Here is a 14,263-nt window from a genome sequence, read left to right on the forward strand (position 1 = left end):
CGGTCCGTGCCGGTCAAGTCGCGAAGCACGCAAAGGTCATGGCAAACTAGTTTCTTGTGTGTGCATCCCGGTTAGCCGGGAAGGCTTCCAAGCCTCAGGACTTGGGCTCGCCGGGCATGCACGGTCCGCTCTGGTGTAACGGCAGCACCCCGGCCTTTGGAGCCGTGGAGTATAGGTTCGAATCCTATGGGCGGAACGGTCGGAATGCGCTCCACTCTGTACCTGGAACGGCTCGAGCGGTGTCTGGGTCCAAGGCTTGGATGGCAGTATTCCGAAGCCGGGTCATCCGGGACAAACCGAGCAAGGAGAGCCAGTACGTGAGCCCCGAAACCACCGGTCCCGCAGCGGTCATCGTCCTGGCCGCAGGTGCCGGAACGCGAATGAAGTCGCGGACTCCCAAGATTCTCCACGAAATCGGCGGCCGTTCCATGGTTGGCCACGCCATCCTCGCCGCCCGTTCGCTTAACCCGCAGAGGCTTGCCCTTGTGGTCCGCCACGAGCGTGACCGCGTGGCGGGGCACATCTCAACGCAGGACCCCGAGGCCCTGATCGTGGACCAGGACGACGTTCCCGGCACGGGACGCGCCGTGGAAGTGGCGCTGAAGGCCCTCGATGCCCAGGGCGACGTCACCGGCACCGTGGTTGTCACCTACGGCGATGTTCCCCTGCTCACGGGTGAATTGCTGGGCGAACTGGTCTCCACCCACGAATCCCAGGGCAACGCAGTGACGGTCCTGACCGCGGTCCTGGACGACGCCACCGGCTACGGCCGGATCCTTCGTGCCGAAGACGGAACCGTGCTGGGTATCCGCGAGCACAAGGATGCCTCCGAAGAAGAACGCAGCATCCGCGAGATCAACTCCGGCATTTACGCTTTCGACGCCGCCGTCCTTCGCACCTCCCTGGAAAGCGTCACCACGGACAACGCCCAGGGCGAGATGTACCTGACCGATGTCCTTGGCCTGGCGCGCGACGCCGGCGGCCGGGTTGCCGCCGTCGTCACCAATGACCGCTGGCAGGTTGAAGGCGCCAACGACCGCATCCAGTTGTCCGCGCTGGGCGCCGAGCACAACCGCCGCATCATCGAATCCTGGATGCGCGCCGGAGTGACGGTAGTGGACCCTGCGACCACCTGGATCGATTCCACCGTGACCCTGGACGAGGACGTCAGGCTGCTGCCCAATACGCAACTGCACGGTTCCACCACCGTGGCGAGGGACGCCGTCGTCGGTCCTGACACGACGCTCACCGACGTGCACGTGGGTGAGGGCGCCAAGGTTGTCCGCACGCACGGATCCGGTTCCACCATCGGCGCCAAGGCAAGCGTTGGACCGTTCACCTACCTTCGCCCCGGCACGGTCCTTGGCGAGACGGGCAAGATCGGCGCCTTCTATGAGACAAAGAACGTCACCATTGGCCGCGGCTCCAAGCTGTCCCACCTCGGGTACGCCGGTGACGCCGAAATCGGCGAGGACACCAACATTGGTTGCGGCAACATCACAGCCAATTACGACGGCGAGAAAAAGCACCGTACGGTGATCGGCTCGGGCGTCCGCACGGGTTCGAACACGGTCTTCGTGGCCCCGGTGACCGTAGGTGACGGCGCCTACAGCGGTGCCGGCGCCGTGATCCGCAAGGACGTGCCCGCAGGTGCCCTTGCCCTCAACGTCGCCGCCCAGCGGAACGCCGAAGGCTGGGTCCTGGCCAACCGTGAAGGCTCCGTCTCCGCCCGCCTTGCCGAAGCGGCACTGGAACCGCGGCTGGCTGCCGCCCCCACATCTTCACCATCCCCGGCAACCACAGAAGAAGGCAAATAGGAATGAGCGAAATTACCGCACACGGCGAGAAGAAACTGGTTCTCGCCTCCGGACGGGCGCATCCGGAGCTGGCGCAGGAAATCGCAAAGGAACTGGAAACCGAACTCCTTCCGGTGGACGCGTACGACTTCGCCAACGGGGAAATCTATGTGCGGTCGGCCGAGAGCGTTCGTGGTACGGATGCGTTCGTTATCCAGGCGCACCCGGCACCGCTGAACAACTGGCTGATGGAGCAGTTGATCATGATCGACTCCCTCAAGCGTGCCTCTGCCAAGCGCATCACGGTAGTTTCGCCGTTCTACCCCTACTCCCGCCAGGACAAGAAGGGCCGTGGCCGCGAGCCCATCTCCGCCCGCCTGGTTGCTGATCTCTACAAGACGGCCGGCGCTGACCGCATCATGTCGGTGGACCTGCACACCTCGCAGATCCAGGGCTTCTTCGACGGCCCCGTTGACCACTTGATGGCCATTCCGCTCCTGGCCGACTACATCCGCACCAAGGTGGAAGCTGACAACATCACTGTCGTTTCGCCTGACACCGGCCGCGTCCGCGTTGCCGAACAGTGGGCCGAACGCCTTGGCGGCGCCCCCTTGGCTTTCGTGCACAAGAGCCGCGACCTGACCGTGCCCAACCAGGCCGTGTCCAAGACCGTCGTGGGCCAGGTCGAAGGCCGCACCTGCGTCCTGATCGACGACATGATCGATACCGGTGGAACCATTTCCGGCGCCGTCCAGGTCCTGAAGAACGCGGGGGCCAAGGACGTCATCATCGCCTGCACGCACGCCGTGTTCTCCGATCCCGCAGCCCAGCGCCTGGCCGAGTCGGGTGCGCGTGAAGTGGTGGTCACCAACACCCTGCCGATTCCGGCCGAGAAGCGCTTCCCGCAGCTGACGGTGCTGTCCATCGCACCGCTGATTGCCCGCGCCATCCGTGAAGTGTTCGACGACGGTTCGGTCACCAGCCTCTTTGACGGCAAGGCGTAACGCCGGACTGCTGTACGTAGACGGGCCATCGGCCACCCCAGCGGCGGCCGATGGCCCGTTTTCATTTTTGCCCGGCACCGCTGGTAAACTTTCGGGGATACCTTGGCGAGGGAGAGCACCCCTGGTTTCACAACCGGGAAAGTGTCTCCGTCATCGACTGGGTCTGTAACCTCCTTCGACGAAGGCGGGCCGGCGCTCAAGCCCGGGCCCGCGGGCGTGGAAGGTCACTCCAGACCTCCGCCCTTGCTGATCACCACGCCGCCTCAGCGGCACACCAGTAATCAAGGAGTACACATGTCTGAGCAGAAGCTCGCAGCAGAACTGCGCACCGAATTCGGCAAGGGCTACGCCCGCCGTGCCCGCGTCGCAGGCCGCATCCCCGCAGTCATCTACGGCCACGGTGCCGAGCCGGTCCACGTAACCCTCCCGGGCCGTGAGACCACCCTGGCAGTCCGCGTTGCCAACGCCCTGCTGAACCTGGACATCAACGGTGAAGCCCACCTGACGATCGTCAAGGACATCCAGCGCAACGCGATCAAGCAGACCATCGAGCACATGGACCTCCTGACCGTCCGCCAGGGCGAGAAGGTCACCGTGGACGTTCCCGTTCACGTAACCGGTGAAGTTGCTCCGGGCGCCGTTGCCAACCAGGAAGCCGTCACCATCTCCGTTGAGGCCGAGGCAACCCACCTGCCGACCGCCCTCGAGGTTGACATCGAAGGCCGCGAAGCCGGCGCGCACGTCCACGCTTCCGACGTCGTGCTCCCCAAGGGCGTCAGCCTGCTGACCGAAGCCGACACCCTGGTGGTCAACATCTCCGAGGCCACCGCTTCCGCGGCCGGCGAAGAAGCTGCTGAAGGCGAAGAGGCTCCTGCAGCCGAAGAAGCCGCTGAGTAGTCTTCTGACTGCCTGAGGCTGTTATTGCCTTGAGAGTGGCCGGGTCCCATGGGGGTCCGGCCACTTTCCTTTGTCGCCTGACCTGCACCTTCTTCCATTCCCTAGGATTGAATCCATGACTGACACCTGGCTCATTGTTGGCCTCGGCAACCCCGGCAGCGAATACAGCGGCAACCGCCACAACGTGGGCCAGATGGTGCTGGATGAACTCGCATCCCGGATCGGCGGCAAGTTCAAGGTCCACAAATCCCGCGCCCAAGTGGTGGAGGGCCGTATGGGCATCGGCGGCCCGCGCGTGGTCCTTGCCAAGCCGATGACATACATGAATGTTTCCGGCGGGCCTGTCTCCGCGTTGGCCAAGTTTTTCGATGTGGCTCCGGACCACGTGATCGCCGTCCACGATGAGATCGACATCCCGTTCAACACGGTGAAACTGAAGATCGGTGGCGGGGAAGGCGGCCACAACGGTCTTCGCGACATTTCCAAGGCCCTCGCCACCAAGGATTACCTCCGGGTCCGCGTGGGCGTGGGACGTCCTCCGGGGCGCATGGATACAGCCGACTTCGTGCTCCGTGACTTCGCCACCCCGGAGAAGAAGGACTTGCCGTTCCTGCTCGATGAGGCGGCTGATGCCGTGGAGCTCCTTATCACTGAGGGCTTGTTGTCCGCCCAACAAAAACACCACGCCGCGCGATCTTGAGCAAATCTTGAGGAAAGCCTGATCAAAGCCTTACGGTCGATGGGACCCTTGGCCCTATAAAGTGTCGCGCCCCGGCGGTAGTGTGCATGGTACGCAGGTGCACGGGGGAACTGAGCGAGGGGTGCGGGTGTCGGCGGAGTTGCTTAACAGGAACCGGGGAGGCGCGGCCAGGGCTGCGGCTCCCGATCTTGTTGGCGGACCATCCGACCGTCAAACGTGGTCCCTCCTGGCCAGGAGCCATGACTTGGCGAGGGCCGGCAAGCACCTTGAAGCTCCGGACTCCTACGGCGTGATACTCACCGGAGACCGGGGCATCGGAAAATCCGGACTGGCCCGCGCCGTGGTTGCTTCCCTCGGCCCGAAGATCCACAGCCTGCAGTTGCGCAACACTTTGGCCGGCGGACAAACCCCGTACGGGTGCCTCGGCTTTCTCCTGGCCCGCCTCCCTTCGGAAGCAGTGAGTACTCCCACCGGGATCCTGCACTCGGTGACGTCCCTGATCCGGGCGGAAGCGGCGGGACGCCAGACGGTGTTCATCGTGGATAACGCCGGAGGCATGGACCCCATGAGCACCGGCGTGCTGCTCAATCTCATGGCCACTGGAACGGCCAAGGTCATTGCCACCGTGCAACGCGCCAGTGACCTCCCTGCAGATTTCCATCGCCTGGTCCTGGAGGGCCAGTTGGGCGAGGTCCATCTGAACACTTTGACGGAGGAACAGACCAAGCAAGTGCTCGGCTCCGTGCTGGGACATTACGTGTCGTCCACACTGGTCGGCTCGCTGCACTCGGCCGTGGGCGGCAACCCGATGCTGCTGCACGCCCTGCTGGATGAACAGCGGCACTCCGGCAACCTGGTCCTCAATGACTCGGTGTGGACGTTGCGCGACCGGATCAAGCTCGAAGGTGCCACGGTGGTGGAGGACTTTGTCCGTTCCAGGCTGGCGCGCGAACCACAAACCAACCGGACCGTCATTGAAATCCTGGCGTGTGCGCAGCGCGCAACCCTGGTGGACCTCGCAGCGATTTTCAGCACCGAGACCCTGGTGGAGATGGAGGAATCCGGTTTCCTGACAATCGACCGCGCCGGCGAGCACTGGGTGTCGCTCCGTGATCCGTACCTCGGCGAAGTGGTCCGCGGTTGGCTCAGCACCAGGCGCCGGAGGGAACTGTGGTTGATGCTGCTGGGGCCAAAGGAACCCGAACTCGAGGGCCTGGCATCGCAGGACCTGTTGAGCTACGCGGCGTGGATGCATGCCTGCGAGGATGAGCCGTCGCCGTCGCCTGCCCACGCGCTTGCCGCGGGTCGGGCAGCCTTGGACGATTACGATCCCAACTTCGCCATCCAGTGCACCCTCTCCCTGGACCCGAAGGACCCTGAATGGGTGCCGGGGCAACGGGTGAAAGCAGCCGCATACCTGATGCTCGATTTGCCGCTGCATGCCGCGCAAGCCCTCGATGAGGTCACTGAGGACCAGTTGGCAGCATTGGAACCCGTTGAATTCGCGGAAATCATGGCGGCCAAGTGTCAGGCGATGACGTGGATCGACGGCCGCTCCGGTATGGTTCCCGGCGTCATTGCGGAGGCCAACGCTGCCCTGGATGACATGGAGGCCAGGGCCGGGCACGGAGCGCGTGCCTTCCGCCTTGCCAGAAACCGCATGCGCTTGTGCAACTACGAGTACCAGACCTACATGGGAGAGTACGCACGGATCATCGAGGACCTGGAAGCGGAGCTGCAGCAGGACCCGGACTTCGACCGGGAGCACTGGCTGCGGTCCGGGTTCTTCCTGATCGAAGCCCGCTGCATCCTGGGCCGGGAGCTGGAAGCCCAGCAACTGGCCCGCAGCATGTCCCAGGCTCTGCGTGAGGCAGGGAGCCCCGCGCCGTTGGAGGAGGCCCTGGCCCGGCATGCGTTCCTGGCCCTGTTGTTGTCCGGCCAGTGGCGTAAGTGCATCGAGCTCATGCGCCGCGCCCCGTCCAAGCCCTCCCGCCTCCAGTTCCGTGGCGCCATCACTGAGCTGGGCATCGGCCTGGCCTACGCCTATGCAGGAAAGCCCTCCAGCGCCATTGAACCGCTGCGCTCCGCGGCTGCCCAACTCGAGCTTCGCCCGGCCATGAACCTGGTTAAGGTCGCCTACGCCGCCACGGCCTTCGCCTACGCACAACTGGGCAACTCCTTGGAAGCCGGACGCTACCTGGACCTGTACCGGACTTGCCGGGGGACGGGCACGTACTTCTCGGAATCCGTGGCCGGTTTCTGCGCGGACATGGCCGGCCGCTGGATGGGTGACCCCGACGTCAAGCAGCGGCTCCTGGCGAAGGTCCGCGAGGACTTCGACAACCAGCGGTTTACGACCGCGGGGATCTGCCTTTTCGGCGCGACGGTCGAAGGTACGGACGCCGAATACCGCCTGCTGGAGGACATCGCCGGACACCGCCAGGGTCCCCTGGCCGAAATCTCCGGACAACTGGCCAGGGGCTCCCTGGGCCGCAGCTCCAAAGCCCTTTTGGCCGCCGCCGATGCCGCGGCAGCGCTGGACCTGCTGGTGGTGGAGGCCCGGTGCGTCGCCATGGCCCTGGACTTCGCCCGCGACGCCGGCGAGACCACCACGGCCAGGACGGCCCAGCTCCGCCTGGAACGGCTCGAACAATCCGTGTCGGCCCTGCCGATCCAACCTCGCAGTGACGCGCCGGTGTTGACCGAGCGCGAACGGCAAATCGCCAAACTCGCTGGAAAGGGTGTCAGCAACCGTGAAATCGCGATGGATATTGGGGTGTCTGTGCGCACAGTGGAAGGCCACCTCTACCAGGTGTTTACCAAGCTCGGGGTGTCGTCGCGGGGTGAGCTCAATGGTCTCCTCTGAGCAGGCATACCCGGTGACGGACTACTCGGTGAGATTCGCCGATGCAGGCTGAGTACCTGGTGGGCCGGGAAGCAGAGTTGGACCTGGCCACGGAAATTTTGACACAGGAAGGCGCGGGGGCAGTACTGCTCATCGCTGACCCGGGCATCGGCAAGACGGCCATGGCGGCAGAGCTTGCCTCCCGCCTGTCCGGCGAAATGGTGGTGATGCACGTCCACGGCAGTCCTGCATTGTCCGCTGTTCCGTTCGGGGTGCTGGCGCCGTACCTGCTGGACCTACCGGTAGACCAAGCCACCTCTCCCGTGGCCATCTTGCGGGAGTTCTGGTCCCAGTTCGAAAAAAGGCGGGGCAGCGAAGGCAACCGCCTGTTGCTGGTGGTTGACGACGCCCACGATCTGGATGAGGGGAGCACGCAGATCCTCGCTGAGTTGGTGACGGCGGGTTGGGCCAGGTTGGTGGCTACGAGCCGCCCGAGGCCCGGGCTCCCGCCCGCACTGCTCCAGCTCTGGTACGACGGCTTGGCCGAACGCCTGGAGCTGCACCCCTTGGAGCAGGAAACCGTCACGGAACTGGCAGAGAAGATGCTGGGCGGAACCGTCATGGCCAGCACCGCCGACGTCCTGCACACGGTCTCCGAGGGCAACCCGCTCCTGCTCCGTTCCTTGGTGGAGGATGCCAAGGCTGACGGGAACCTCGTCAGGCGCAACGGAGTCTGGTTCCTGACCCGCGCCCTGACCGGTAGCGGCGAAGGGTTGGCAGAGGTTGTCCGGAACAAAGTCCTCCGGACCAGCGAGGCAGAACGCGAAGCGATGTTCGTGGTGGCGTTGTCCGAGCCGGTCCCGGCGGCCGTGCTGGATTCACTGGTCGGCAGGGAGACCGTCCGCTCGTTAATGGACAACCGGCTGGTCCTGTCCACGAACGGCATCGGAAGTCCCCTGAAGATGTGGCACCCGATGTACGGGGAAGCCCTGCGCCAGATCGTGTCCCCGGCGCGCAGCCTCCAGATACGCCAGCGGATGGTCCACCACCTGGCCGCGGAACCGGCCACCGCTGAGGGTTTGCTGCGGATGGTGAGCTGGGCGCTGGACTGCGGTGCCGACGTCGAGGACGAACAGCTCCTGCAGGCCGCTTTCCTTGCAGCGAAACTGCTGCAAAACCAGCTGGCCATGGCGGCGGCCGCGAAAGTGCGTTCAGAGGTGCTGCGCCCCCGGGCCCGCGTGGTCATGGCAATGGTCAGCTATAACGAGGGCGACTACCGCGCCGCCGTCCGGCTGCTCGAGGAAGACTCGGGTTTCCTGGACGCAGATCCGTCCGGTCCTTTGGGAGCAGGCCTCCTGTGGGCGGCCGCCCGATCTGCACTGGGCGACTCGTCGGCTGATATTGCCGCTGACGCCCGGGCCGCGGCCGAGGGCCTGGCTGCGCGGCACAGCGCGGATCCGGCTAAGGTGGCCGAGATCCGCCGCCACGCAGACGCCTTGGAACTTGCGGCCTTGGCCCACTCGGGCCTTTATGCGGAACTGCGCGAAGGGTTGGAGAAGTTCGAGGCCGGCATGGCGGCCGATGAGCCTGACTTCGTCATGAACCAACTCTTCCTGCTTGCCATGACGTGCGAGCTCCTCATGGTGGAGGGCCAGGCGGTCCAGGCCTTGGACAAGGGGCGGGACGCCCTGGTGCTCCTGGACGAACACAAGGATGATCTCCTCTACTTCAGTGATTTCATCGTGGTCCGGTACGCGCTGGCAGCCCTGGAAGCCGGGGAATGGCCGGCCGCGGAATCTGCGCTGGACCGTTACGCGGCAAGTTCTGCCATGGGACTGATCATCTTTGGTGGAGACATCCAGACGCTCCAAGGCTTGTCCATGCTGCGTCAAGGCCGGCTGGAGCAGGCCGCTGCGGTGCTGACACCCGCTGTGGAAGCCCTCAAGGTCAGGGACCCCCAGCGGTTGCGGCGACTGGGCGTTGCGGTGGCCTTCTATGCGGCGGCGCGGACGGGCGACAAGGATCTGGCCAGGCGCCTGGCCGGAGAAGTGGACACGGCCGCGGCCGGCGGAGCCTACATCGAAGCCCTGGCTGAACTGTTCGTACTGGCCGCCAAAGAACACCTGGACAGGGGCACGGGGCTGGAAAAGCTGCGCGAGCTGCCGGAGTCATCCGCCCTGCACCGGTTGCCCGGAGTCCTCCTGCAGAATGTCGTCCTCCGTGCCGAGCTCGGCGACCTTCCCGCCATGGAGGTCATCCGGGATACCGCTTCGCCCATGGGTGGATCGTGGGCCAACGGCTGGGAGTCTTTGGCGGTGGCCCAGCTCGGCGGTGCAGGGGACGGCTTCGTCAACGCCGGCAACCTCCTTGCCGCGGCAGGCATGCCCGGGCCGGCCGCTGTGGCATTCGATAAGGCGGCCAACGCCTTCGACGCCGAGGGCAAGCGTCCCGAAGCGCGGCAGGCGGCGGTGCTGCGTGATGCCAGTGAAGCCAACCTCGGCAGTGCCCTGGTCCATGACCCGCACACGGAAACCGACCGGTCCGTCCCGCTGACCCGCAGGGAACAGGACATTGTAGCCCTCGCTGTTTCCGGACTCACTGACCGGCAAATCGCAGAGAAGCTCATGGTCTCGGTGCGCACGGTGGAGGGTCACCTCTACCGCAGCTACGCAAAACTGGGCATCCGGCGTCGTGAAGATCTGGGTGCTGCGGTCCGCAGCTGAAGGCGCGTTCCGAGTACCGTCCAAACCCTGTGGGGACCACTGGCCCGCGCCACTCGGCGGATTTAACCAATGAATGGAGTAATACCTGCTTGCGGTGCGCCGGGACCAAGTAGTGCACCCCGAAAGGACTGAGTACAAAGGAGTACCCGGGCCCGCAAACAGCGTGGGGAATCGAGTACCAACTACTGGTGATCCGGTTTCGGCCAGACGGTTAACTGTTTCTTGGAAGGACGGTTAGCCCCAAGCATCGCCGGAATTCCAGTCGCAACAGTCGCATCGGTGGTCTCTTTGAGCCGGTGCTCCGGCCGTCGCAAGACGGTCCGGCCCTGGACGAAGCCGGCGGCGACAGAGTCTTCTGAGACCGAGACTCTCCCCCCAGCCGTCGCCGGCTTCTAGGCCAGGGATCCGCGCTCGCGGAAACTCAACCTTCTCCCCGAACAAGGGACTTTTGCTGCTTATTGGAGTGCGCATGTTGCCGGACCCTTGGCTGGACGAAGACACCGTCGCAGCAGGGTTGGGGCCATCGGCACTTCCGGACCGCCGGCAGCTCCTGGAACTCATCGTCGGAGCCATAGCGTCACCGTCAACCAACGGCATAGTGGTGGTGGGGGACAAAGGCTCAGGCAAGAGCCACCTGCTGCTCTCCATCCAGGCCGGATTGCCCGAATCGATGGATGTCCGAACATTTGCAGGCACACCTGGACTTGAAGCCGTACCTTTTGGAGCCCTGACATCGCGCGCTGAAGCTGCGGGGGAGTACTCCGGTCTTCCGGGGCTGCATGTTTTCCGGGCGCTCACCGCAGCCCTCGGTCCTGCCGACTATTTGTATACGCCCGCGCCGCGCCGCCGCAGCCGGAAAAGCATGACGGCGCAGCGGCGTCCTCCGCTGGTGCTGTTGGTGGACGACATCCATCACGTCGACCCGGACTCGTTGGCTGTATTGCTGCAGTTGATGCCCGGGTTCGGTGCCACCTTGGTGGCTACCGCGGACAGCAGGAGGCCCTTGCCGCAGGACCTCTACCAGCTATGGGAAGACGGCTTCCTTGAGCAGTATCTCCTGCCGCCCTTCACCTTCCAGGAAGCCCAGGCGCTGTGCGAGGACCTCCTGGGCGGACGGATCCAGCGCCGGGTCAGCAGCGTCTTTGCGGTCATCAGCGGTTTCAACGTGGGTCTGTTGTGCCTTGCCGTCGAGGACGCCCGGCGAGCGGAGTTGCTGGTGCATCGGCGCGGATTCTGGACCCTGGACCCGCGTGCCCGCTGCCGGTGGCCGGGCGTGGTGGAACACGTGGCGGCAGAAAATGCCCTCTGCCCGCCCGAGGAACGCCAGGCGTTGGAGGTCATCGCGCTGGGGGAGCCGGTGGCACTGGAGACCGTGGAACGCAGCTTCGGGCAGCGGACCATGGACGACCTGCTTGCGGCAAACCGGATCCGGCTGATCCCCGGCAGCCCGCCCATGGTCCGGACCAGTTCCTGGCTTTGGGGCGAGGGCACCCGGCTGTCCGTTCCGCGTTCGCGCAGCACGGCCCTCCGGATCGGCGTCGAGGGTCCCAAGCTGACCAAGGAGTCCGCTCCGGCGATGCTGCGCTGGATGACCTGGACACTGGACTCCGGGCTGAGCTTGTCCGATGAACTGATCCTGTCTGCTGCGCCTGCCGCGGACAGTCCGTCCACCGCAGAGCTGGCCCTCCGCGCCGCCGCAGCCGTCAAAGAACCCGGGAATGTGCCTGAAGCCAAGCTCTTGAGGGCCCGGGCCCTCATTGCCGAAGGCCAACTGCAGGCGGCCACACCCGAACTGCGGGCACTGGCCACCGCGGATCGGCAGGCGGGTGTGAGGTCCGCGGCGGCCAACCGGCTGGCGGCCTTGAGCCTCATGGGCGCGGCCCCGGTGCCGGCAGCTGCTGATGTCTCCGAACCGGCAACGACCATCCTCGACGCCGTCCGGGATTCCGGACAGTTGCTCAAGGCAGGAAACGCCCCGGAAGCCCTGGCGAGGTCGACGGCGGCCGTCCTGGCCATCGGTGCAGACCCGGATGCGGAAATCTTCCGGCCGGGTGTCCTGCTCCGTCACGCCATGTGCCTGCGCCACAACCTCGCGTGGGCGCTCTTGGAAACGGTGCTGCACACACGGGCGAGCTATGCCATGCCCGCCCATCTGGCCGGCTGTCTTGAGGTTGCCCGGGGCTATGCACAGTTGAGCCAGGGACTTCCCTGCGCTGCCCGCCGGACGCTGGAACCGGTGGTTGCCGACATGGCCGACGCCGGCCTGCCGTTGGTCGTGGCTCTCGGCGCAGCCATGCTGGCATTCTGTGAAGCACAGGACGGCGCCGGGCGGGAAGCACAGTCCAGCATCGTCCAAAGCGAGGCGGCCTTGGCCGAAGCGGGTCCGGGGGCAGCCGCCATGGACTCCGGGTTGTTGCGTGAGTACTGTGCACTCTTCATCGCCGCGGCCCAGGACTACGTGGCTGGTCCAGGTGCCCTGCTTGCCCTCGCAGGGAAATTCCAGGCGACGAACTCCATGATCGCGGCCGAGGCCCTCTCCCTCCTTGCGCTGAAGGCCGGTTCCGCCGTCGTCGACGATCTGCCGCTGTTGAACCGCCTTGGCGGGCTTGCCGAAAACCTGGAGGGCGCGGGCGGGGTTTCCTTGCGGACGTTTGTGCAGGCCTGGTGCGACGGGGAGCCCAGGGCCCTGGAGGCCGCGGCCCGCAGCCTGTCCGGGAACAGGCAGTTCGCCCATGCTGTGCTCTGCTGCGCCGCAGCGGCGGACAGGTATGAAGCGCGCTCACGCGGCGCAGCGAGCCGCCGGGCGTCGCTGATGGCGGAGCGGCTGCGTGCGGTGATCGACAGCGGGAATGTTCCTCCGCTTGGCTGGCTTCCGGGACCGGCGGGGCGCTGACGTGCCCGAAAGCACATCAACGGTTGAGGCCACCCGTGGGATAATTGAGTGTCCCTGAAGGCTTTCCAAGGAGTCACCCTTGACCGTCGTATCAACTCCCGCATCGCTGCAGCAGTCCGTGCAAGCCATGGACAACGCCGAGGTGTTGAGGATCCGGAACGACTTCCCTGTCCTGAACCAGCAGGTCAACGGCAAGCCACTGATCTACCTGGATTCCGGCGCAACCTCGCAAAATCCGTTGAGCGTGATCGAAGCCGAGCAGGAATTCTACGAACAGCGCAACGCGGCAGTGCACCGCGGCGCCCACCATTTGGCCGTCGAAGCCACGGAGGCGTTCGAGGACGCACGGCAGACCGTGGCGGACTTCATCGGTGCCCGTTACGAAGAGACGGTCTGGACCTCCAACGCCACCGAAGGCCTGAACCTCATCAGCTATGCGCTGTCCAACGCTGCACTGTGGGCCGCCCAGGGGCGCGGTAGTTCGGCCTTGAAGGACCTCTCCATTGGTCCGGGGGACCAGATCGTGGTGACGGAAATGGAGCACCACGCCAACCTGATCCCGTGGCAGGAGCTGGCATTCCGCACCGGTGCCACCCTCAAGTACATCCCCGTCACTGATGAAGGAACGCTGCGGCTGGATGCCGCGGCGGAGATCGTGGGGGAGCGGACCCGCGTGCTGGCCTTCACGCACGCCTCCAACGTCCTGGGCACCATCAACCCCGTGCGTGAACTGGTCGCCCTTGCCCGCCGTGCCGGCTCGCTGGTGGTCCTCGACGCCTGCCAGTCCGTGCCGCACATGCCTATCAACGTCAAGGACCTGGACGTTGACTTTGCGGTGTTCTCAGGCCACAAGATGCTGGCACCCACCGGCGTGGGGGTGCTCTACGGCAAGCAGGAGCTCCTGGATGTGCTCCCGCCGTTCCTGACGGGTGGTTCCATGATCACCACGGTCACCATGGACCGGGCAGAATACTTGCCGGCACCGCAGCGCTTCGAGGCCGGCACCCAACGGATTTCCCAGGCAGTCGCCCTCGCTGCGGCCGTGAACTACCTGTCCGAAACGGGCATCGACCGCATCCACGCGTGGGAGGCCCAGTTGGGCGAGCGGCTGGTCAAGGGCCTGGAATCCATCCACGGAATCAGGGTGGTGGGCCCGGCCTCCGGTTCCGAACGCATCGGCCTGGCCGCGTTCGACGTCGCCGGCGTGCACGCGCACGACGTCGGACAGTTCCTTGATGACCGCGGCATCGCCGTCCGCGTGGGGCACCACTGCGCGCAGCCGCTGCACCGCAGGCTCGGCCTCACCGCCACCACGCGGGCCAGCACCTACCTCTACAACACCACCGACGACGTCGACGCTTTCCTCGATGCCGTATCCGGCGTGCGGGCCTACTTCCAGGCCTGA

General features: G+C 65.4%; 8 protein-coding genes and 1 tRNA gene. All 9 read left to right on the plus strand.

Annotated features, from left to right (window positions below; translation table 11 throughout):
- Positions 1-124 precede the first annotated feature (124 nt).
- Positions 125-196: transfer RNA gene (locus RI444_RS06105), tRNA-Gln, on the plus strand.
- Positions 197-317: 121 nt separating this feature from the next.
- A complete protein-coding gene (glmU, locus tag RI444_RS06110) occupies positions 318-1,817 on the plus strand; it encodes a bifunctional UDP-N-acetylglucosamine diphosphorylase/glucosamine-1-phosphate N-acetyltransferase GlmU (RefSeq protein ID WP_062099085.1) in 1,500 nt (499 codons plus the stop codon).
- A gap of 2 nt (positions 1,818-1,819) precedes the next feature.
- The gene (locus RI444_RS06115) at positions 1,820-2,800 is read left to right on the plus strand and encodes a ribose-phosphate diphosphokinase (protein WP_021471459.1); all 981 of its coding nucleotides are present in this window, start codon (positions 1,820-1,822) and stop codon (positions 2,798-2,800) included.
- Positions 2,801-3,094: 294 nt separating this feature from the next.
- Entirely contained in the window at positions 3,095-3,697 is a 603-nt protein-coding gene (locus RI444_RS06120) for a 50S ribosomal protein L25/general stress protein Ctc (RefSeq protein WP_021471458.1), read from the plus strand.
- A gap of 115 nt (positions 3,698-3,812) precedes the next feature.
- Positions 3,813-4,397, plus strand: coding sequence for an aminoacyl-tRNA hydrolase (gene pth, locus RI444_RS06125; RefSeq protein WP_021471457.1), 585 nt, complete (start codon positions 3,813-3,815; stop codon positions 4,395-4,397).
- A gap of 127 nt (positions 4,398-4,524) precedes the next feature.
- Complete coding sequence (locus RI444_RS06130; RefSeq protein WP_031216216.1) at positions 4,525-7,263, plus strand: helix-turn-helix domain-containing protein; 2,739 nt, start codon at positions 4,525-4,527, stop codon at positions 7,261-7,263.
- Between the two features lie 41 nt (positions 7,264-7,304).
- Positions 7,305-9,965 (plus strand): AAA family ATPase, encoded by a 2,661-nt coding sequence (locus tag RI444_RS06135; RefSeq protein WP_207604967.1) that lies wholly within the window; start codon positions 7,305-7,307, stop codon positions 9,963-9,965.
- 469 nt (positions 9,966-10,434) lie between these two features.
- Positions 10,435-12,858 carry an ATP-binding protein gene (locus tag RI444_RS06140; protein WP_207604966.1) on the plus strand — a complete coding sequence of 808 codons (2,424 nt, stop codon included), beginning with the start codon at positions 10,435-10,437 and terminating at the stop codon, positions 12,856-12,858.
- Between the two features lie 79 nt (positions 12,859-12,937).
- Positions 12,938-14,263: a cysteine desulfurase gene (locus RI444_RS06145; RefSeq protein ID WP_207604965.1), complete on the plus strand. Its 1,326-nt coding sequence runs from the start codon at positions 12,938-12,940 to the stop codon at positions 14,261-14,263.

Origin of the sequence: Paenarthrobacter sp. AT5 (assembly GCF_032764245.1) — a bacterium.
Taxonomy (GTDB): Bacteria; Actinomycetota; Actinomycetes; order Actinomycetales; family Micrococcaceae; genus Arthrobacter; species Arthrobacter ureafaciens.

What these genes read in the sequence shown, in the direction of transcription:
- RI444_RS06115 (WP_021471459.1), top strand. Translation starts at nt 1,820, where the DNA reads ATGAGCGAAATTACCGCACACGGCGAGAAGAAACTGGTTCTCGCCTCC.
- RI444_RS06120 (WP_021471458.1), top strand. Translation starts at nt 3,095, where the DNA reads ATGTCTGAGCAGAAGCTCGCAGCAGAACTGCGCACCGAATTCGGCAAG.
- pth (WP_021471457.1), top strand. Translation starts at nt 3,813, where the DNA reads ATGACTGACACCTGGCTCATTGTTGGCCTCGGCAACCCCGGCAGCGAA.
- RI444_RS06135 (WP_207604967.1), top strand. Translation starts at nt 7,305, where the DNA reads ATGCAGGCTGAGTACCTGGTGGGCCGGGAAGCAGAGTTGGACCTGGCC.
- RI444_RS06140 (WP_207604966.1), top strand. Translation starts at nt 10,435, where the DNA reads ATGTTGCCGGACCCTTGGCTGGACGAAGACACCGTCGCAGCAGGGTTG.